Source organism: Aequorivita capsosiphonis DSM 23843, assembly GCF_000429125.1.
Lineage (GTDB): Bacteria > Bacteroidota > Bacteroidia > Flavobacteriales > Flavobacteriaceae > Aequorivita > Aequorivita capsosiphonis.
Genome location: NZ_KE386849.1, coordinates 312866 through 335565 on the forward strand (window position 1 = coordinate 312866; position 22700 = coordinate 335565).

The window sequence follows — 22700 nt, forward strand, 5'->3', positions numbered from 1 at the left end:
TGTATTTACATGATTTTAAATATTAGATTTGATTTGGTTCGTCATTTAAAATATTTTCAATACCATTAGCTCTGTTACTTTCAATTTCCTCTACGACCGTCGTATATTCATTTATAAATTTAATAACCTGTAAAACTGTCTCTTCAAGTAAATCTTTAAATGTCTGGGAGTTTTCATCATTTAATTTTTGAAGTAAATCACCGCTATTTAGATGAAGTGAATTGCCCTTAGGGGTTCTAATTAACCTAATAACTGGCCAGTATTTACTTAAATATTTATCAGACTCCTCATTTGCAAAATCAATATTAATTTCTTGAGTTAATCTATCGAAAATACCAATAAAGATTTTACCATTTTCATTTCCTTTACCACTAAATGATTCAATACCAAAACGCATACTTAAATCTTTCGTTTTATTTAACTCGATCCAAATCTGAGAATAATGATAATCTGATGCATTTCCGCTTACTACCCTATAATTTCTATCAATCAATACATTTTGTAAGTTTCGTATTACAGCTTGTCTAAAAGACTCTCGAACATTATAAATAAGCTTATCAAAATTACTATGAACATATTGAGCAGCTTCATAATTATTTAAAATACTTGATGTCAATTCTTTCTCACGTGTTTTGTCCATAGTTTTAGTAAGTTTTTTTAATAGTAATATGTATTGTTTGAGTGATAAAGAAAGAATAGAGTCTTTTTTTAATAATTCTCTACTTTCAGTTAGCCAACTAATAATATCTTCTTTATAACTAATTTTTTGTATAGTTTCCAATTTTAGGGTATGGTAACTATACTTAGTGGGTTCATTACCATAAAGATTCAAGTAGACCAATATTGTTTTTGTTTCGTTGTATTTGCTATATCTATAAAGTTGCTTTCTTTGGTCTTTTGCATAGATTTTATTCTCTAGTGCAATTGTTTTCCCATTATCAAATCTTATAAGGATATCAATAAATCCTCCTCTCTCGTAATTCTCATCGATTTTACCTAAATGAAATTCCTGAGTTACAGTTGTATTATTTAAATCCTTCCCATCAAATTTATAACCGATAATCTTTAAGAATTTATCAAGAAAAAAATCTTTTTTATAATGATTCTGCCTCGGATCAAGAAGTGTTGCAATGATTGCAGAGTGTGTGTATGTTTCATTTGACTCCATTCCCATAATACTGAATAGATTGAAGTCTTCTCCTTTTTCCTTTGATATTTCTTTATGTCGATTCGTTATTGCTCCAACATCCTGTAAAAAGGGATCGAGATTTTCTTTAATCGTACTTTCGTTCATCTATTTTTATTGTTAAGTATTTCTATAATTCCTAAGCACTCCACTCCCCAAATTGCCCCTCAGCCTGCAACATTATTTCCTGCATTATCTCATTAAGCTCAGAGATAGATATCTTCCCGCGCAATTCCTTTTTTACTGCCAATCTAATTGCCGCTTTTGCATTTTCCTTTTTGGTCCAGTCTAGCTGCAGGTTTTTCTTTACGGCTTTTACTACTCCGTGAACGATATCCTGTATCGGCCCTTCTTCCTTGATTATATCTTTTTTAGCGGCTAGAATATCATAAAAAGCCAATTCCTCATCGGTCAGGCCTAATGATTGTTTGCGCTCGTCTTCCTGCTGAAGGTCCTTTGCGCGGGATATTAGTTCAGCAATAGTTGCGTAGGAGTCGAGGGCATTGGAATGGTAGCGATCTATCACCTTTTCCAGCTCTTCTCTTAGGGAAGTATATTTCTTTATGTTTTTATGAAGTCTAAGTTTTATCTCGTCCTTCAATATGTTTTTAATCAATTCTATTTTTAGTGCCAATCCGTCTTTTTCCTGTTTGGCTCCTAGGAGAAAAGTTTCATCTAAAATGGAAATATCAGCTCTTTCAATTCCTGCCATTGCGAAAACATCTACAATATCTTCACTGTCTATACTTTGGCTGATTAACTCCTTTACTTTTTCTTTTCGGTCGTTTCTGCTGGAAGTAACTGATTTCGCATTTCGCACCGCTTTGGAAACGTGCTGCATAAACAAAACATCTATGGCGAAGTCTTGTATGGCTGGTTGACTTTTTACAATACTCAGCAAACTAGTAAGCGATTTTTCCGCTTTCATAAAGTCTTCGGAATCCTCATCGCTTTTAATAATAACGTTAATGGCTCGTTTTACTAAAAGCAATTTATCACCATCTCGCAAGGCCTTCCAATGACTATAATCTATATCCTGCGGAATAAATACCTTACACTTTTCAATCTGATTGAAGAACAATTCTAACGCTTGCTCCATATCGATTGTGGGTTTCCCCTTTCTTCCTTCTTGGGTGTATTTGCTGGTAGCAGTTTTTAGGTTATCGCCAATCCCGATATAATCCACTATAACTCCGTTTCGTTTATCGAAGAAAACTCTATTAGTACGCGTTATGGCCTGCATTAGCGTATGGCCTCTCATTATCTTATCTACATACATAGTATGCACGCAAGGGGCGTCAAAACCAGTAAGCCACATATCGCGTACAATTACAATCTGCAATGGATCATCTGGGGTTCTAAAGCGTTTCTTCATCCCTTCCGTAGCATCCTTGGTACGAATATGCTCATTCCACGAAAGCGGATCTTTACTTATGTTTCCGGTCATAATAACGGCAACCTCAGGACAGCCTTCCAAAGCAGTAAGCGCATTATACATCTTGACGCAATTTCTACGGCTCATACATACCACCATTGCCTTTCCTTCCAACGTATCGGTTCGGGTGGTATAATGGCGTAAGATATCTGCGGCAATTTTATTTACACGGTCTTCGGAACCTGCTGCATCTTCAATCGCAGCCCAACGCAAGGAAGGGTCATCTTCTGCCGATTCAGCTATTTCGTCCACATCGCTATCAATGGCTTCATTCCATAAATGGAGTTTTGCCAAACGCGGTTCATAAAAGATATTTACGGTGGCGTTATCATCAACAGCCTGTTTTATGTCGTAAACGTGAATTAGGTTTCCAAAAACCTCAACGGTGTCCGCATCTTTGCTATCTATGGGCGTACCCGTAAAACCGATAAAGGAAGCATTGGGTAAGGCTTTGCGCATATTACTTGCAAACCCATCCAACAAACCATATTGGGTCCGGTGTGCCTCGTCTGCCATTACAATTATGTTCTCGCGTTCGCTAAGTGTGGGATGCTCTAACTCACCAAGTTTTTCGTCGGTGGATTGTTTTAAACGGAACTTTTCAATAGTAGTAAAGATTACGCCTCCAGCTCCCACCGAAAGCAATCTTCGAAGGTGATCGGTACTCTCGGCGTGCTGTACATCTCCTACTAGATCTTTTGCCAATACAAAATTTTCATAGAGCTGAATATCCAAATCGCTTCTGTCCACTTGTACGATTATGGTAGGGTTTTTCAATTCTGGCAAACTTCGTAGAATTCCAGTGTACATTGCCATACTCATACTTTTACCACTTCCCTGTGTATGCCATATTACGCCAATACGACCATCTCCAAAAGGACGAACGGATTTCTTGGCTGCTTCTACAGCAAAGGCAACTCCAAAGAATTGGTGATACTTGGCGCCTTTTTTTATTAAAGTGCCGTTGTGGTCTTCATGAAAAATAAAGTTCTTGATATAGTTTAGCAATCTATCTTTTGGGAAAAGCCCAAAGAGCAGGGTATGCATCTGAAAGTCGTCTTCCTGAACGGTATCAACCCCATTTATACTTTTCCAAGCTGCGTACCATTCCATACCCGAGCTATACATTCCGTGTTGCGCCTCGTTGCCATCGCTGATTACGGTGATGGCGTTGTACTCGAACAAAACAGGAATATCTTTTATATAATGCCCTATCTGGTTATGAGCTTCTTTTAGGTTGGTAGTATCGTCATACCAGTTTTTAAGTTCGAAGACTACAAGCGGCAAGCCATTTATATAAATGATAATATCGGGTCTTCGTTTGTTTTTGCCCGTAATGCTAAACTGATTTACTGCCCAAAAGGCATTATTTTTAGGGTTTTCAAAATCTATAGGATAAATATGAACCGCTTTTTCCTCGCCATCCACATCTTCGTAAGCATATTCTTTGCCTTTGGTAAGCTTTAGGTGAAAGTCACGATTGCGATGGTCTAAATCTGCGCCTACATTATTGGTGAGTTCTGCAACAGCAAGCGCTTGAATCTCTTGGGGTATATTCGGGTATTGCTTTTCAATAAACGCCAATAAGGGTTCCTTAAGCACCACCTCAGTATTATTCTGTGGCAAGCCTGTACCCAGTTTATGGGTGTACCCCAAATCTGTAAGCCAATCTATGGCGGCTTGTTCTATTGTTGCTTCTTTGGTCATATTCGTTATTGCAAAACAATCATTTTTCAAATTCCATTTATGCGTTCACTGGCTCAAACTCTTTTAATCGTACTTCGCCACTTATCAATTTTGGCAATAGGGTGTTGCGGAGTTGGGTTAGGGTTTGATTCTCTTCAATGTTAGCTTTTATACTACTGAAGTATCTATTTACCGTTTCATCAAATATTTTAATTTGATCTATATCGGGAACTAAAATCTTTATTCTATTTAATAATTCAGTTGTTAAACTTGGAATTGCAGAACCTACATCCATTCCTGCCAAGTCAGTTACTTTTAAAAAGTGAAATGTGTATTTACCGAAATATTTCTCTTTAATTATTGAATAGAACATTGTATCAACTGACCAAAATGGTTCAGTTAAATAAAATAAATTACTCAAAGTTCCCTTTCTTGGAATTAAAATTGACTCTTCGTTATATAAATATTGATCTACATATCTCATTATACCTCCTGAACCGTAAACTGGATATTTTCCGTCGGCAAGCTTTTTATGAGCCTTTCCATATTTTATGTCTAAGATATGGTCTAATCGTTTCACCATCCATTCTTTTGGAATTTCTCCCAACTCACTTTCCACGAACTCCCCATCCTTAAACGGTCCAAAATCTACAAACCAATGTTTATAAAGTTCCATTGCCATTTCTTCCAAGGTTTTATTAATAGCCAGGTTGTTTTCTATTTTATCGTCTATGTCGGAAAGGATTTGGGCTATTGCTTTTTGTTCGGGGAGAGATGGGATTTGAACGTCCAAACTATGAACATCATTCCTATTTAAGGTTGGGACACTAGTACCGGAATTAAACAATTCAAAATTTAAAGTTTGTAAGAAATAATAAATGAATTTCGCATTATTACCATGAAAATCTTTTACCCAAAGAGCAGTATTCAAAGGCCAATAATCTCCTTCCTCATAAAATACTTGCCCAAGAGTTCCTGATCTTCCAGTTGTAACACCAGGACCTTTAACCTTAAATTCATTATGCCAAGAACTAAATCCTGAAGCAGCGATCACGGGATAATCTCCATGTATTCTTTTAGGATTAGGCAAGTCAAATCCTCTTTGTAAAGTGGATACTTTTCCAAGTTTATATGTTTTCCAGTTTTGGGACATTGTCTATAAATTATTAAATGTAAAACGTTTAATGAACGTATTATGTTTTTTAAAGATTTTTACTTTCTGATTTATAAGAACAAGATCGTTATCATCAATCGTTTTTAGTAAAAGATACCTTAAATCATCATGGTTTTCATCAGTAAAAGACTGCAATTCCTTTTCAATATTTTTAGGATTATTAAGCCATTCTTCAAAGGGTTTTACAAGTTTTCGAAACTTCCCTAAAGGCAAAGCAATTAAAAACATTACAGCTAACAACTCACCATCCTCTGCCTCATTTGAATATTTAAAGTCTTCGTGTGCTTTGATTATTCTATATATGTTCACAAAACGTTTTAAAGCCCTTGGGTTGGTTCCTAAAACATCAGACATACTCTGTAAAAGTTCAATTTCCTTATCTGAAAATTTTAGAGATTCTATTGTTTCCTTTTGAATAAACTCAGGTATATTAGATTCATCTGGCTCAATTTTGTCTAATACCCTGTTTTCTTTATTAAGATAACCAAAAGAATGTTCTACTTCATTGTAAATTAGGTTGTCCTCAATTATTTCAGATTCCGGCTGTGACTCGGCTAAAGTTTTAAGCATATGTTTTACGCTTTTATTGGTAGCAGATTTTAGCTGAAAAGGGACTTGGAATATTTTTTCCAAATAACCAGACGGCTCTATATTTTCAAAATCATTAGAGTTCTCTTCATTATTAAATTGTAAGCTATATTTCTTAGTTAATGCATTTTTAACCCAACGCGGATCTACGCCAACCACTACTACAAACAATGGATACGCCATGAGTAAATTAACTGCCTCAAGAACCTCAACAACCCGATCATCTGAACAACGATCTAGATCGTCTATATATAAAATAATTCGCTCTAATGGGTTACTGAATTTCTTTTTAAATTCTTCAGATTCTTTTGATTTAATTAATTCCTCTTGATGGCCGCTAAATAACTCACTCAATATTTCAAAATCTTTTCGAATTACGGAAACAATACCTAAATGCTTTTTATAATCATCACTTACTGATCTTTTTTCAATAAAATTGAAAAGAGCTTCTGTTGTTAATGTATTTTCTAATCGATATTCTATGTCGAGTTTAGTTTGCTTGGCTTGAGAAATTTGTTTATTAAGCGTTACTATTTCGGTTTTATAGTTGTCGATTTCAAACTTCAAAGCTTTTTCTTCTTGATTGACTTTAAAAATAACTTCTCTTTTCTGTAGCTCATAATCTTCCTTGATTTTCCAAAATGACGAAATTAGAGGCTGTAGATGTTTAAATGTTTGAATATTTCTAATAACAAAACCACCAATTATGGTAATAATATACCAAGCTTTGGTAGTTATTGTAAAATCTGTATTTCCTAAAACATAAGTAACCATGAATACGAAACCTTTAACTGCTATAACAAATATTAAAATTAGAAACAACCAAACTAAATTAGCTTTCCAACTTGCTCCTTCAAAGAAGGTTTTAATAAAAGTGTATTTAGATTTTACTTTTTTGTATAACTCTGTTGGGTTTTGCCAATATTCTTTTGGCACTATTTCACCAAATTTTTCAGTTGAACTGTTGAAAGAATTATTTGATGCTAAAGCATCTGCAACTTTCTCTGAAATATTAAATGAAGCATCTAATTGATATAAAACCGATTTTATTGATTTGCCTTTTATCTCATTAATTTTCCCTTGTAGCGATTCCTCCGCTCTATCTTTTTGGGACTCTAAAGTTTTTATTTTATTATCAATACTCTTTTTTTGATATTCTAAATCTGTAATTTCATCGTGTGAGATGTTAAGTTTTTTTGTGAGCTCTTTTTCAATATCTTTTTTGTCCTTGCTAGCCTTAGTGTCATTAGTAATGTACTCCTGTAAACCTTCAAAAATCCTAGTTATAATTCCTGCCCACAAATTAGAATCCATATAAGACCAAGCATTAAAATGAACGTGAGCAATACCACTACAGTAAGCATTTTGGGTATTATCAATTTTAGAAAGGTCCTGTATTCGTTCCTTTAATTTTCGCATAAAAAAACTCTTCCCTGATCCCCACTTACCTAATAGAGCAATCGCTAAAGGTGGTCTGAAACTTTTTGCTGAAATTACTTTTGCAAAAGCATTTATATCTTTTGAGATATCAAGATAATCGTCACCTGAATCTGCATCACTTATTAAACCTGCGATTGTGGTTATACTTTTTACTTCTGCCTCTGAATGTGGTTCTTCCTTTTTTGATTTTTCTGAATAAATTTTCTTTTCTTCTGGATACCTACCTTTTATTACTTCAGAAGAAGAGTATTTTGAGGATTCATTATCATCTATTTTGCTTTCGCTTGATTCAACATTTGTTGTAAATTCCTCATTTCTAAAATTAAAGCTTTCACCTGAAGAAGGTCTTAGTTCTTCACTTTTTTCTATATCGTTTTTGTATTGTAAGTTGTAGCTTTCAAATGTTTTAATAAACTCCATACCCCTATTATCATCAGGTATTGCAATAGTGAAATGTATATTTTTAAATTGTTTTAAAACACCGACTATAGTATCATAGCTATCAACAAATTCAAGCTTACCTACGCCTGTTCCCATTAATGGCACCCATACTTTTTTTGATTTTAAAAATGATTTATTCTCCTCTAATGCTAATTTTAAATTTCTTTGAAGAGCAATTCCAGAGAATTCATCATTACCAACTGTTACAATAAAAAGCAATGGTTTGTTTTTATTATTATTTAGAAGGTAATAACCTTTTGACACATCGATTTTTTCTGCTTCGTAAGGATGATAACCTAGTTCCTCTAAAACAAAAAGGTTTAATTCGCCTAAACTTCCTCTGGAATTAATTGAAGCCAAAGCAATATTATACTTAATAGGTGAAACACCAAGTTCTGTTTTTATGTGGCTGTATGTATCTCTTTGTGCCATAAATTAGAACTTATTAAAATTCTCCAAAATCTTTTCTTTCAATTCACTTCCATTAATAAATTGCTCTTTCAACTGAGTTTTTAAACCCTCCATTTTTTCTTCAAAGGGTATTCCGTCGTCTTCCACTGCCTCGCTTCCAACATAGATTCCAGGGGTGAGTTTGTAATCTTGTTTTTGAACTTCAGCAAGGGTGGCGCTGTAGCAGAAGCCGTCAATGTTTTGGTATGCGGCAGATTGCTTCACTCCGCTCGCAATGACGTTGCGCCAATTGTGGTAAACGTCGGTTACTTTTTCAATATCTTCATCGGTAAATACGCGGAGTTTTCGGCTTTCCATAGTTCCCATTTTACTGGTGTCTATAAAAAGAATCTCATTCGTTCGTTCACGGTGCTTGCCATCTTTGCCATCCCGGTTTTTGCTAAGTATAAAAATACAAGCAGGAATTCCAGTGGTTAAAAACAACTTGTCTGGTAGGCGTACAATACAGTCTACCATACTGTTGTTAACCATAAACTCACGCACGTTCTTTTCGCCTCGGTTATTACTGGTCATTGCTCCATTTGCCATAACGATAGAAGCCGTTCCCGTGTCGCTTAAATGGCTCCAAAAGGTTTGCATCCACATATAATTGGCGTTGCCATCTGTGGTAAAATCTTCTTTGGGTCCGAATAATCGTGGATCATTATCTGGTAGGTCTTCAGGATGCCATTGGCTTACGTTAAACGGTGGGTTTACTATAATAAAATCGGCTTTTAAATCTGGGAATTTATCCTGTAATAATGAGTCACCAAGACGCACGTCAAATGATAAATCGCGCAGCGCTAAGTTCATCTTGCAAAGCCGAAGTGTACCATCATAGCGTTCCTGTCCGTAAATGGAAATGTTTCGCTTATCGCCTCCGTGAGCTTCCAAAAACTTTAAGCTCTGCACAAACATACCACCAGAACCACAAGCGGCATCGAATATTTTTCCTTCATAAGGTTCTATCATTTCTACCATTAGCCGTACAATACTGCCTGGAGTAAAAAACTGCCCTGCACCAGAACCTTCGGCAATTGCAAACTTGCCAATATAATATTCATAGACCCTTCCCAAGATATCACTTTCAGGATTTTCTTTTTGAGAAAGCTTTGGGTTTGCCAAGAGATTTATCAATCCCGCAACTTGTTTGGCCGTCAGTTGACTTTTTACAAATATACGTGGCAAGATTCCCTTTAAGTCTGGACGAAAGTCAGCAAGGGTCTTGTCTAATACATCAAAAGCATCGTCAACCAACGCTTTTATATTATCCTGCTCTGCATTGTCCTGCAAAAATTGCCAAGTTGCTTCTTTGGGGATGATATAGGTGTTTTTGGAAAGGTATTCGTCTGGATCTTCTAATACATAATTGCGCTCTTCCTTATCCAGCGTGTAGTAATCAGATTCGGGATCGTTAAGAAGTTTTAATAGTGTTTCCTTTCGTATCTCATAGCGCTCCGAGATATGTTTTAAAAATATTAAAGGAAGGACGTAATCTTTATATTGATTTTCAGCAACAGCGCCACGAAGTTCGTTTGCTGCTTTCCAAAGTTCCTGTTCAAAATTAATATCAGCTTTGGGGGTGATTTTTGTCATTTAGTTTTTTTGGTTGTTGTTATCTTTTCAAATATAAAGTAATACAATTTCATTCCTTTACGGGATTCCGCAATTGCAAGAAATTTAAATGCAGTCTCAAATATAGCATTTATCTTAAGAGTATTTTAACATAAAGAAAATCATTTAAAAAAGCATTTATCAGGCTCTTCTTAAACAACTTTTCTATAAAAATCTGTAAGATTACTATGGTAAAACCTAAAGAAAAAACAACAAATAACTGCAAATCAACAAATTACAGGGTTTTTCCTGTTTTTTAATCGGAGGATATTGATTATTTTAGTTTTTCAAGCTCGTTAAACTTAAATTATATAGATATGGATGCAAAAAGAAACAAATTAAGAGCAGATTGGATCAAGAAAATCGTTCTTAGAGAAGAAGAAGTAATGGCAATGTTTGGGTGGAGTAAGCCTACTATTGCCAGGTTACGCAGAAATGGGGAATTGCCGCATTCAAAAGTTGGGGGTTCTAGTTTTTATCAACCAAAAGCTCTTAAAAAGATGCTAAAGGACAGAATGGTAAAGCCTAAACCGCAAACCCCATAACAGTCTTGACTGTCTAGAAGAAAAATGGCGAGGATTGCTCCTCGCCATTTTAATTAAACCACTTTTTTCTTAGGTCACATTGGCCGTCCCCATATAGGAACTTATTGCCTTTGCTTTCCTATCTGCAGAAACCATAGTTCCCCATACTTGCACCTCTTCGCCACTAAAATAAGTAGGTAAGTTCAGCTGTACGGTCGCTTCACTTCGCAGCGCAGCAGGGTTAAAAATTTGAAACAATTCCTGGGTAGCGGAATACACAACTACCAACACCAAATCATCATCGGCTGCGGAGCCCTGCCCGCTGTTGTCTGTCCAGTTTAGTTCCAATACACTTCCCGGCTGTGCAGCTATTGTTCCACTTTCCATGCCTCTAAGGCCTCCTTTGCTAAGGAGCACCTTGGAGTAATCTAACGCAAAGCCACCTCCCGGGACCGCGATAACCGCGTTGATAAGATTGTAACTAGTCGCTAGATTAAAACGTGATCTAGATCTGTATTTGTTGCCAAAATACGCACCCACCACTTCTTGAATGGGTGTTAAGAACTTTATTACCAAAGCAAACTTCTCACGTTGTTCCAGTTGCTTTACAGTGCCAGAGTCCTTAGCTCGTTTTCTGGGGGCTTTGCGCAGCATGTCTTCCCCGCGCCAGTTGTACCCCACTACTCTTCCTACTCTTCCGGAGAAACCTCCGAAAATTCCATCAGGTATTTTTCCCATGGTCCTAAAATTTAAATTAAACATTCAGTTAAAATATCAAGGCTAAAATAGAACACAAAATACTGATAAACAAACAGATAGAAGCATTGATCGTTTTTGATAAACATTGATTGTTTAAAACAAGTTTAAGGAGATTTTTGACAACTTTTGCCGAATTTAGGACAGCTTTTGTTTCCTACAAAACGCTAATAACAACCCAATCTAGATTTTGGTCGATTTTCTTCAATTTTAAAAACCTTTTTAAAATAAACATCATTTTTTATCCAGAATAAAAACACATTTTAATATCTATTGGTCAGCTTTGACAGTCTTTGCTGCGCTTTGCTTTCTTAAAAATGTTTTTGCCCTCTTTTTACCCATTTTTGACTCTAACTTCCCCGCAAACCAAATCAGGCTTTTTAAGTCTTTGTTCGAGTCTTGTTCGAGACTCGTTCGTGTCTGCTTCGAATACGAGCCGTTTATTCGAACAACGTTCGAACAAGTGTCGAATGAGAGTAAAACATGGATGGGTTTTTAGATGAAGGGTTAAAAGGAAAATAATGTAGCTAAAAAAGATGAAATACCCTTCGGTAGATTTCGCAGAATTTTCGAAAACACTCAAGGAAAGACGTAAAATACCAAATGATAAAAAACAAATAAATTCCACAGTTCAATGAGTCTGGAAATTTTTCGAGTTTGGTAGGAGGAGTTAGTTCATTTTTTATTAAATCAAATGAAGTCTATATTCGAAGAGATATTTTGTGGAGTCGACGATTGTTGTAACTATCACATTTCTAATTCACAATTTATACAACATTACTTTTTCTCTATACACGCATTTATATTTTTATTCTTTCAAGTTTAATAAAAATGTTGGGTGAGAATAATCGAAACTATATTTTCTTCTTTACGGGATTCCGCATTCTGGACAGGTTTGTATCAAATCCCCAAATATAAGATTTATCTTGGGGGGTATTTTAACAATTGACAGAGGTAAAGGGTTCCTAAGTCATTTGGTCATAAAGGTTAAATAGTTATTTTGGTAGTGTTTAATTTTTTATTCTCCATTTTTTGGGAAAAAAATAAAAATAACTAATCAACCTCCTCCCCTTGTACAACATAAAAAATAACAATCCCATATTTTTATAGTAGACCAGGTAAGAATCCATCTCTCCAAACAATCTATATAATTTTGAAAAATTTTATCCAAACCAGCATGCCTGAAATTGGAAATATTCCATAATTTTGGAACAAATCCCAGTCTATGAAATACATAAAATATTTTAGTACCTTCCTAAAGACAAGAACCCCTCATTTAAACTCCAATCAAATGAGAAGATTATTAAACATTGTCGCCTTGGAAACCACTATTAAAACCTTCGAAGACCTACGTATGACTGGGAGCACAGCATATAAAATGACGAAAAACTCAAAAGACACCCTAAAGCACCTAACAAAAGACCAAACCACAGAAAACCTCTTAGAAGAAATGATGAGGTTATCCCAAACCTAAAACAAGAAACCTGAAACTTGAAACCATATTTCAAGGCCTATCCAAAGAAGCAGCAAATGAAAGCAGATGCCTAATTATAGCCGATGCCTTTTTTAAACCCCAAAAGTCACCGGCACCTCCATCTCCTATTTCTAATACATAACAATCCAAATCTAAGATCCTGAGTGTTTTCTCAGGCGCGACAGAGCAAGAGAAAAAGTACCGAAGAGATGGAGGCCAATCTATTTTTCGCTGAGGTTAAGATTTTTAGCTGTTGTTTTGTTCTTTATCTTCAAATTTTTGTCTGTGATGTTCTAAATATTTCTGGATTGTTGGTGTGATTTTATTCAGTTGTAGAATTTCATTTCCTGTGATTTTTAGACTAGCCAAATCTGTTTGTTCGAGGCTTTGAGACAATAAAATACTACCGTCATTTTTGAATGAAATTAAATAACGATCAAAAAGTTTATCAAATGTAGGTTATAGTAGTAATCCGTTATTTGTATCATACTTTTCGTAATCATCTGACTCTGAATATGGTTTAATATGTGAAGCTATTAAAAGAGCGCTGTTTTTACATTCCGTTATTGAACAACCCTCCCAATAAAGTAAGAGGCTTTTTCTGAATTTCCCTTGTTGAAGTCTATACTTAACGAGTATTTCCTTTTCCGTGCGGGAAAGTTTTATCACTTCAGATTGTATTTCGCTTGATGGATTATAACTCCTATATATTTCTCTCGCACGTTCTTTTACCCAAGAACCATTAGGAATATTATTTTCCTTCTTTTTTAGAATAATATGCTCCAAAGCTTCTAATTCGAGATTTTCTTCAAAAATCCTTTTACCATTACTAGCTTTTTGTCCTTTGCTATTTTCTTTCCAAGTTTCATTATTAATATCAAATAATGCCATTAATTCATCTCTGCTTGATGTAGCAAATTTTTCGAAGTACTTTATAAAGGTTTCTGTCCCTACAGAATTTATTAACCTGTCAATGTTTGATACTTTATTATTCATATGTTTTCGTTTTTTTTAATAATTGATCCCCGCTTCCATGCGATTGCATCGCCTACTACAATCCCAAACTCCCTGATCCCACGCTCCCGACGATTCGGGAGACTCGCGTGGCTATCCCAAACTGGTACCTCCCCCCAAATTCCGAGACATTCATATTGATTCCCACCACACGAAGCTTAGACATCACATCCAGCTTTCCTTATAACTGCCTCATAAATTCTAATTGATGATGATCAATAGGGGTTTGTATAATTTTTGCCAATCCATCTAGTTCATTTCGGATTTCGAAATTATTCTTTTTGTAAAATTCGAGCTCAAGTTTTAAGTTCCTTAAGTAGATGCTGTTGAAATCGTTATCTCCTTCATTTTCCAATCCGTGAATGGTAAATTCATCTTTGTAAATAACCACACTTTCTTTCTTGTTGTCAATTATAATGTTATCATTTTGATACTCAATAGTATCATCGGGCACAAAAGAAATGCTTATACCCATGGCTAAATCATTATAAGGAAATCCTAATTTGGTTTGTCCCTGATAGGAATTAATAAAATCTTTAAAATATCTTAACGTCTGATTATGTGAAATATATTCTTTCCCAAGACCCTGTAGAAAGACATCCATGTAACTTTGATAGGCACTAAAACAGGCTTCTCTTGCCTCTATTAAATTATCATTTCTAAATTCTTTGTAAATCTTTACTGTTTCGTGGGTTTTTCCTTTTTCCCGATAAATTTCTCCTCTGAGTATATAAAGCATCTTATTGTATTTATTAGTATAAAATTTTATTTCTCCTTTTTTTGCGAGTGCGTCAAGTGGCAATACCAAGTTCCATTCGATTCAAACTCCCGCGCTGAACCGACAACCGACATTTTACATCATCTTATCCCTCAGCCATCAAACATACTACAATCCAACATCCTGAAGTTACGGTAATCCGCAGTAAGAGCACATTTGCCCAAATAATCCTAAATTTATCAGTGGCCTAGAGGGAAGATTACTAGGGCGATTTTTATCAGGTTTGCCAGCATCATTGTTCTAAAAGATTAAAACTCTATAAAGACGAGTCTAAAGTGTCTTTGGAACGTGTTAGAACTCTACAGCATCATAAAAGATAAACATTATTTTAAAATAAACTCTTTTATGATCTTGTCCATATTTGATGGCAAGCCAGCAGTTTTAATATCATAACGCCCTACTTCCATAGCATCAAACCAGTCACTCCAGTATTTTCTAATCACCTCTTCTTCATAAGGGTTTTTTGAGTCAGGATTTAAGCCAAGGACCAGAACTTCCAGGTTTTCAAGACCTTTTGTTGCAGCTATAAAACCAAATTCTTTTTCAACCATCTTGTCTTTCCAAGCTTTATCATTCAGTCTATTGGTTCTAATTACTTGGGGGGTTATATATGTAGTTAGATTCCCTTCGTTCATTTTAGTGTCTTTATGATAGATGTACCCGTCTGTTAGAATGATCAAAATATTTCTAAAATTATCTTCAATACAGAAATCCTTCACTTTTGTTTTGAAAAACTTCCACGTATCTGAGCCTACATAATGGTCATCCTTTATGGCGAGATCATAAATCTCTAATGGCTTGTTGGCATAGGTGTATTTAATTTTATCCAAAAGCTCTATAGAAGCATTTTCACGTTTTACGGTATAGCGAAGGTCGTTGGAAATAGAGTTTATGTTTTGATTTTTAGGTTCCGGATCAAAAAACACTTGAATCTTATCATTCATTTCCCTTACCTTTTTAGTCCTTAAATGACTGTCAAATGCCTCTGAAACAGATTTTATGTATCCCACGTCACGCAAATAATACTGCATGGATTCATTTGGATATTTTTTTGGATTTATTCTGTCTGAAAGATCTAAAAGGAAACTAATGTTTAAATCATCACCTTTTCCGCGTTTGGTAACAACATCTGTAGTTGCTACTGCTTCTTGATTTTCCTTTTTAACATCCGCACAAGAAACCAAAAGAGCCATTGCGGAAAAAACTAGAATTGTAGTGTATATTTTTTTCATTGTATTAATTTTTTTCGAATACTAAATTTTGAAACTCCATATTATTCAGATTTAAAACTTCAAGATGCGTTTTTGCTACTTCTTCACATTTTATGTGCAGTTCATCTAACTGTTTGATAGGGAATTGTAATTCGGAATTAATTGCTTGATACCAGCCTTCAACATATTGATAGTGATAATGGAGATATTCCTTCACTGGAAAGATAAATCCATCGATTTTAGATTGAAGTTCAGAGATGGCTCCGTTTATGCTGGAAATATCATTCTTAATGCCTTCTATTTGAGCTATTAATTCATTTTTTTTGTTCTCTGTATTTTTAATTTCCTCTTGTTTTGCCCTAATAAACGCCCTTACTTTATCCACGTTTTCATGCTCTTTCATTACAAAATCGAACACTAGCCCCCATATTACATAAACTATAAAGCCGGCGAATATTATTCCCCAGAAATTAACGCTCTGTAAGGCATCCATTGGTGTGAATTTTTCGCCAAGTACCGCGTCAAATAGGAAGATCTTCTTTTCTATTAAGTAAGCCAGAATCAAGTCAAACACAAAGGTTAAAAGGAAAAGCATTGCTAACTTTATATAAGCCTGCCAGCCTTTTGTTTTTTGAAACATATGCACTAAATAGCCCAGCCCCATAAAAACGAAAGGGATTGTACCTACAAAAACTGCTTCCAGCCAACCATCGCCTATAGCTTTACTTAGTGCATTCGCATCGAAGATTGCAGCTGTAAGACTCCCTGTTTCAAAATCTTTAAAGAATCCCGAGTAAGATGCGGAAATATAAAACACGAAAAGATAAATTGTTATAGGCAGTAAAAGAAAAAGACCGATATAAAACTGGGCTTTTGGGCGTTTGTCTGAGTCAATTCCATATTTTTCAGGGTTTTGTTTTACATCTACAATTTCAAATTTATGTTTATCAATGTCATTCTCTAAACCTACTTTTGAATCTTCATATATTGATAATGCGGTTTCCCTTTTTTTGAATTCCGTTTTTTGTTTTTCTTGGGCTTCAATATAGGGTTGTTTTAAACGTTGCTGTTCATTCAATTGTTTTCTGCACAACTCTTCAAAGCTGTTAAACAGGTTATGTAATGCTACACGGAAGGTGGTTGGGTTTCCACTCGCCTTTATAGATGCCCCATATCCACTTTGGTAATAGGTAATTCTTATCTGTTCTCTAGCTTCTTGCGTCTCATCTTCAATTAGCTTAGTAGCTTCCTTGGTTTTTAGTTTGAATAAATTATTAATTGCAGCCATAGTTATGCGTTTATATTTTTGATGATTTCTTCTTTAGGCAAACCTTTCTTAGCACTGTCTAATAAATAGTCAGCCAGTTCAGTGATATTGTCTTCCATAAACTCAAATTTTCTGCAATATTTTTTGAGTGTTATATACTCATCCTCTGTGATTTTTTCATCGGCCCAAATCATAATCGCCAGATCATATAAATATTCAACTCTTTTTTCCAAAGACTTTGGAATTGAGGAATCGTGTGATGGGTTTAATAAAACCTCATTTAATTGCTCCCGTGAAAATCCACGGTCTTCAGCAAACCTATATAGCATCTGCATTTCTAAAACATCAAAATTATCATCAGAAAAGGCTATTTGGTATAAGCGTAAAAAATGACTTCTTAGTTCGGTTGTAATCATAATGGTTTCGGTTAGTTAGTTTAATTAAAAAATCTGTTCAAAAGTTGTAATTCACTTCAAATTGAATTCTAGTTTTATAACCTACTCCAAGAATGACTTGAAGCTTGAGGGCATCCTAAAGTTGAAGGAGTTGATTTTGTCTGGACGACTGTGCCACATTTTTTGCAGTTGTAATTTATATCTCCCACATCACCCAACCTAGACCATCTATGAGATGATTTTGTGGAACATCCCAATGTGCTTGGGGTAGAATCTTTTTTAATTGCAATTGCACAATTTTTACATTGAAACCATTTTAAAGCCATAAGAATTTATTTAAATTTTTGCCTACTCTCTCGGTTTTCGGCATTTCCATTTAGACAAACCTAAGACATCTCATTGGAGATATTTTACGGGATTCCGTAATCTGGTCGTTTTTTTTTGAAAAACTTTTAAATGGGAGCGCGCTTGGAAGTGAAGTGAATACAATAAACTTCTAAAGGATAAAGCTTGAGTTGGGTTGACAATCGCCTTCTTAGAACCAATTCCGAAGGGATTATATATTTATTAGTCGTGTCTGATAAAGACTTAAGACCCTCCAACGGCGGACAGGCCGTCCAGAAAGCTAACGGGACTAAAAAATATAAGACGTAAGATTAAATCTTTAATAGGTTGACATTAGGTTAGATTGATTACCCATACCTTTTATTTCCTATTTTACCGCAAAGGCGCTAAGAACGCAGAGTTTAAGAATTTTGAATTTAGTTAGATGATAGACCTCATCTTTAATAATTTGACAAGTAGGTTAGATTGAGTAAGCATACCTATTATTTCTTATTTTACCGCAAAGACGTTAAGAACGCAGCGTTTAAGAATTTTTGAAATTAGCTAGATGATAAACCTCATCTTTAATAGGTTGACAATTAGGTTAGACTGATGAAGCATACCTTTTATTTCCTATTTTACCGCAAAGGCGCTAAGAACGCAGAGTTTAAGAATTTTTGAAATTAGCTAGATGATAAACCTCATCTTTAATAGGTTGACAAGTAGGTTAGACTGATGAAGCATACCTTTTATTTCCTATTTTACCGCAAAGGCGCTAAGAACGCAGAGTTTAAGAATTTTTGAAATTAGCTAGATGATAGACCTCATCTTTAATAGGTTGACAATTAGGTTAGACTGATGAAGCATACCTTTTATTTCCTATTTTACCGCAAAGGCGCTAAGAACGCAGCGTTTAAGAATTTTTGAAATTAGCTAGATGATATCCCTCATCTTTAATAGGTTGACAAGTAGATTAAATTGATTACCCATACCTTTTAGTTGTTAAATCTCGATGGTCAATTTAATAGCAAGCTATTTAAAAAAAATGTTTTGGATGCCTGTTAGCTTTGGCTCAACAGAATTTTATCTTTTTAATTGGGCCTTAATTTATATTTATAGAATTATTGTTACATCCAAAATACGACCCCTCTGGGGTCGCACTATCCTTTACGGCTGTGTGTCTATAGATATTTGAACCCTCCGGGTTCATTTCCAAACGAAAGGAATAAAAGCGTTTATACGTCTATTATAAGCCGAAAAGGTTGAAGCATGAATCGCGGTGCTGCCTTAATTTTGGGAACTGTTCAATCCAATCCCTACCCAATCGCCAACTGAGACTCCCGCAGGCGTGAAACCGTTATTTTAGCATCTTCCAAATCCTGTTCAAATTGCACCTTACTGGCTATAATGTAATTTGATGCCAAATCGCGGTAATGCTCAATGCCATCCAAAAGGTTCTGGCTGAATTTTTCCCAAGCTTTAAAGTCACGCGTGGTAGGGGACGTATTTCGTCCGATCTCTTTTCTAAGGAAATCGATATAAAGCCTTAATTCCGTAACAAACATGGAAGCTCTATTAGGGTTTTGCACAATATCGTTCCGGCCGTAAATATGGTCGGTCATTTCGCGAAGACTTCTTGTTTTGGAAAAGTTTATAATATTGGGGCCCGGACAAATTGTGACTGCCGTTAGTTTTTTTAAGAAGGGTACGTCATAACTTAAAGGGGCGGCGTTGCTTAAACCAATGCACAGACACTCTTTGGCAAGAACATCTTCTACTTGTTGGTTGTATTCTGTTTCTGGAAGATCCAAGGTTTTTAACTGCTCCAACTTCAGTTTTTGATATTTGGTGGAAGCGGTACATATTGGGGTTTCGGTGAATTCTGTATTCGACTCCAATAATTTTTCGGTACAGGGGCTGCCGGGTTTTTCTTTGTTAATTCTTCCTAGTCGCTCCTTTTCCGCGGTGGTGTTTTTTAAGTAGTTGAATTCCACTCCCAAAGGGGAGGCCTTGCTACGTACAACATCATTCTCTTTGGATTTTGCTAATAGTTCCAGGGTATTATCATCAACCGTTGTAGCTTCTGGGCATAATAAAAACGGAGTGCCCCACCCGGTGGCGTCCACTTGATAATGCTTATGTAGCAAAGTGTCTTCTTCGTTGGTTCCAATTCCGCCTTGAAAGGTAACTTTTATAGGATGGGGTTTATCGAAGCTAGGCTTTCCCTTTGCCCTAATTGCAGGAATATACAGTTCAAAAAGGCTATCCTGCAATTCTTGTTTTTTCTCTTTAAATTCCTGTAGGATTGGTCCCATCAGTAAGCCTTGGGTTGCAAACACGTGGCCACCACAATTAAGTCCGGATTCAATGCGGAACTCACTGACCCAAATTCCTTTTTTAGCCAGATATTTTCCTTGAATTAAGGCGGAACGATAATCGCTCACCTTGATGATGACCTTCTTATGAAAACCACCCAATTCGTAGGCATCAAAAGCTGAAAAGCCTTCCATATAATTGTACAGTCGCGGATTCATTCCAGCGGAAAGTACCAAGGACGAATTGCTTAACTCACAATCCGCATATCCTTTTAAAGCGGTGAGGGCATCCGATCCATTTTCTATGGGTTGTTTCTGCTTGTCCAATTGCTCCTTGTCCACTTTGGTCATTATATTAACCTCGATAGCACCGGGAACAAGGCTTTCCAGCAATAGTTTTTCAGCAGTTTCCTTTTCTTCAGGATCTGAAAGTGAAAACCATTCGTGATATTTCTCTTTCAACATACTATTATCGGGAAGCATTTCAAAATACTTGACGATATCTGAACCTGTTTCAAAGGCAGAAGTTTTCAGTTTCTCCATTTTGGAAGATACAATCCGTTGCATCAAATTGAGGTAGTCTGTAACTCTACGTGCACGCGAATCTGCTTCCTTTGGGGAGATAGGAACATAAGTCTCGTTATTTTGCTGGTAGTAATATTTTCGCATTACCTCTATTAAATTATCTTCAATAATGGAAAGGGTAGAATTGATACCGAAATGAGCAACTTTTATAGGTGAATCGATCGTAAAAGCGATTCCCATTACGGGAATATGGAAACTGTGCGGGCTTGTAATCTGCATTTGAATGGAATTTAGATTGAAAAGTTGTAAATGTGAGGAATCTAAATTCGTTATAATATGACTTAAGTCATAAACAATACTTTTTAATCTTTATTTTAAATTTGGGATGTTTTTCTGAAACTTCAAATAATTGGATAACGAAAGAGAAGATTATTGCTGAAAGTACAGTTAATTGGTTTTTGTGTTATATTTGATGATAAACCGTTTATGATATAGTATGAGTAAATACTACAGTGGTGTTTATCCAGATGTTGGCAACAAGCTGAAAAAAAACGAACTTTATAAAAACCGAGGCAACCCTTTGAATAGATAGAATTTATAAACTATAACGACCAAACCAATATGTTAGAAAACCAAAAAGTAAACATCAAAATCAAACTTGCTTCATTGTGGGCTTCCGCAACTTTCTGCTACTTATATGGAGATTATTTTGAGTTATATACGCCTGATAAAGTTAATAGTTTAATTTCGGGCGATAATATTATGGATAATCCAACCACATTATTAATAGCATCAATAATTTTGGCGATTCCATCTCTAATGGTTGCAGCTTCAATTTTCCTTAAACCAAAAATAAACCGAATTCTTAATATTTTATTTGGAATACTATTTACGATAATGATGGTGGTAATAGGAATAAGTTCGACTAATGAATGGTACTTATTTTACGTGTTTTTAGCATTTTTAGAGAGTATTATTACTGCTTTAATTGTTTGGTATGCTTGGAAATGGCCTAAAGAAAAATCAGAACTGTAAATAAGCGAAAATCAATTTTAAGAAATAAAAACTAAACTCGGAGGAAAAGGAATTGGAATGAATTGCAGAAAGAATAAAAGCCAGTTGCCAACAAGGTATAACCGCAGTTACGGCGGATTCGACTGCGTCCGAATCCACGCGTAATTGCTAACTTTAGTGCCAAACCGAAAATTAATGCATATCAACCCGTAACTGCGGTTATACTAAACGTAGCCCGTAATTTGATAAGGATAACGCAAAAAAAAAGTAAGAAGAAAAAAGTATCTTCGCTATTAAAATTTAACTACAAGAATGAAACTTTTAGAAACATTACAAGAAGAAAAATCGAGCAATCTAAAAGGTGGGATTTATCATAAAACCCAAATAAGGCTTACTTACAATACAAACAGAATTGAAGGCAGTAAATTATCTGAAGAACAAACAAGATATATTTATGAAACCAATACCTTCTTTACGGAAGAAGGAGAAAACACCGCAAACATTGACGATATTGTTGAAACAGTAAATCACTTCCAATGTTTTGATTATATGCTTAAAATAGCAAAAGAACCTCTATCAGAAATACACATAAAGGAATTTCATAAAATTTTAAAATTCAACACTTCTGATTCAAAAAAAGAATGGTTTAAAGTTGGAGCATATAAATTAAAACCCAATATTGTTGGAGGAGTTGAAACATCCAAACCTAAGGAGGTAGAAAAACACATTACTAAATTATTGAAAAATTATAATGAAAAAAATAATATTGAAATTTTTGATATTATAGACTTTCATTATGAATTTGAGAAAATACACCCATTTCAAGACGGAAATGGAAGAGTTGGAAGACTTATAATGTTTAAGGAATGCCTAAAGAATAACGTTGTTCCATATATAATAGCCGATGAATTTAAGTTTTTCTATTACAGAGGTTTATCTGAATATCCAAAAATAAAAGAATATTTGACCGACACCTGCCTATCTGCACAAGATGATTATATGGAATTAATGAAATATTTTGAAATTGAAAAGTAAAAATTAAGAGCAATAACCAAGCCTTCGCGTTTAATAAATTGCTTGATTCTCCCC

At 35.1% G+C, this 22700-nt stretch carries 16 protein-coding genes; 4 read left to right on the forward strand and 12 right to left on the reverse strand.

Annotated features, from left to right (window positions below):
* Window positions 1-22: 22 nt before the first annotated feature.
* The 5 genes from G440_RS0116960 to G440_RS0116980 are packed head-to-tail and all read right to left on the reverse strand — an operon-like array spanning window position 23 to window position 9996.
* A complete protein-coding gene (locus G440_RS0116960; RefSeq protein WP_026452385.1) occupies window positions 23-1294 on the reverse strand; it encodes a PDDEXK-like family protein in 1272 nt (423 codons plus the stop codon).
* Window positions 1295-1325: 31 nt separating this feature from the next.
* On the reverse strand, window positions 1326-4328 hold the full coding sequence (locus G440_RS0116965) for a type I restriction endonuclease subunit R (protein WP_026452386.1): 3003 nt from the start codon (window positions 4326-4328) through the stop codon (window positions 1326-1328).
* A gap of 37 nt (window positions 4329-4365) precedes the next feature.
* Window positions 4366-5460, reverse strand: a complete 1095-nt coding sequence (locus G440_RS20300; protein ID WP_051285451.1) for a restriction endonuclease subunit S — start codon at window positions 5458-5460, stop codon at window positions 4366-4368.
* A gap of 3 nt (window positions 5461-5463) precedes the next feature.
* Window positions 5464-8382, reverse strand: coding sequence for a P-loop NTPase fold protein (locus tag G440_RS0116975; protein ID WP_026452387.1), 2919 nt, complete (start codon window positions 8380-8382; stop codon window positions 5464-5466).
* A 3-nt stretch (window positions 8383-8385) separates the two neighbouring features.
* The gene (locus G440_RS0116980) at window positions 8386-9996 is read right to left on the reverse strand and encodes a type I restriction-modification system subunit M (RefSeq protein ID WP_026452388.1); all 1611 of its coding nucleotides are present in this window, start codon (window positions 9994-9996) and stop codon (window positions 8386-8388) included.
* Between the two features lie 335 nt (window positions 9997-10331).
* Here G440_RS0116980 and G440_RS0116985 point away from each other — a divergent pair, with 335 nt between their 5' ends.
* Window positions 10332-10559 (forward strand): helix-turn-helix domain-containing protein, encoded by a 228-nt coding sequence (locus tag G440_RS0116985; protein WP_026452389.1) that lies wholly within the window; start codon window positions 10332-10334, stop codon window positions 10557-10559.
* Between the two features lie 69 nt (window positions 10560-10628).
* Here the strand turns inward: G440_RS0116985 and G440_RS20305 are convergent, their stop codons facing one another.
* Window positions 10629-11276, reverse strand: a complete 648-nt coding sequence (locus G440_RS20305; RefSeq protein ID WP_051285452.1) for a DUF6266 family protein — start codon at window positions 11274-11276, stop codon at window positions 10629-10631.
* A 1309-nt stretch (window positions 11277-12585) separates the two neighbouring features.
* On the opposite strand from G440_RS20305, the gene G440_RS0117000 reads away from it, so the two are divergent.
* The gene (locus G440_RS0117000) at window positions 12586-12768 is read left to right on the forward strand and encodes a hypothetical protein (protein WP_157418050.1); all 183 of its coding nucleotides are present in this window, start codon (window positions 12586-12588) and stop codon (window positions 12766-12768) included.
* Window positions 12769-13227: 459 nt separating this feature from the next.
* On the opposite strand, the gene G440_RS20840 is transcribed toward G440_RS0117000, so the two are convergent.
* The 6 genes from G440_RS20840 to G440_RS0117035 form a co-directional block, all read right to left on the reverse strand.
* Complete coding sequence (locus tag G440_RS20840; RefSeq protein ID WP_026452391.1) at window positions 13228-13764, reverse strand: HNH endonuclease; 537 nt, start codon at window positions 13762-13764, stop codon at window positions 13228-13230.
* Between the two features lie 199 nt (window positions 13765-13963).
* The gene (locus G440_RS0117015) at window positions 13964-14521 is read right to left on the reverse strand and encodes a hypothetical protein (RefSeq protein ID WP_157418052.1); all 558 of its coding nucleotides are present in this window, start codon (window positions 14519-14521) and stop codon (window positions 13964-13966) included.
* Window positions 14522-14883: 362 nt separating this feature from the next.
* Window positions 14884-15792, reverse strand: a complete 909-nt coding sequence (locus G440_RS0117020) for a hypothetical protein (protein WP_026452393.1) — start codon at window positions 15790-15792, stop codon at window positions 14884-14886.
* Between the two features lie 4 nt (window positions 15793-15796).
* On the reverse strand, window positions 15797-17059 hold the full coding sequence (locus G440_RS0117025) for a hypothetical protein (RefSeq protein WP_026452394.1): 1263 nt from the start codon (window positions 17057-17059) through the stop codon (window positions 15797-15799).
* Between the two features lie 2 nt (window positions 17060-17061).
* Window positions 17062-17454 (reverse strand): hypothetical protein, encoded by a 393-nt coding sequence (locus G440_RS0117030; protein ID WP_026452395.1) that lies wholly within the window; start codon window positions 17452-17454, stop codon window positions 17062-17064.
* A gap of 1619 nt (window positions 17455-19073) precedes the next feature.
* Window positions 19074-20876, reverse strand: a complete 1803-nt coding sequence (locus G440_RS0117035; RefSeq protein ID WP_026452396.1) for a hypothetical protein — start codon at window positions 20874-20876, stop codon at window positions 19074-19076.
* A gap of 342 nt (window positions 20877-21218) precedes the next feature.
* Here G440_RS0117035 and G440_RS0117045 point away from each other — a divergent pair, with 342 nt between their 5' ends.
* Together G440_RS0117045 and G440_RS0117055 are read left to right on the forward strand one after the other, a co-directional pair.
* Window positions 21219-21632 carry a DUF6326 family protein gene (locus G440_RS0117045; RefSeq protein WP_026452397.1) on the forward strand — a complete coding sequence of 138 codons (414 nt, stop codon included), beginning with the start codon at window positions 21219-21221 and terminating at the stop codon, window positions 21630-21632.
* 291 nt (window positions 21633-21923) lie between these two features.
* Entirely contained in the window at window positions 21924-22646 is a 723-nt protein-coding gene (locus G440_RS0117055) for a Fic family protein (protein ID WP_026452398.1), read from the forward strand.
* Window positions 22647-22700: the final 54 nt, after the last annotated feature.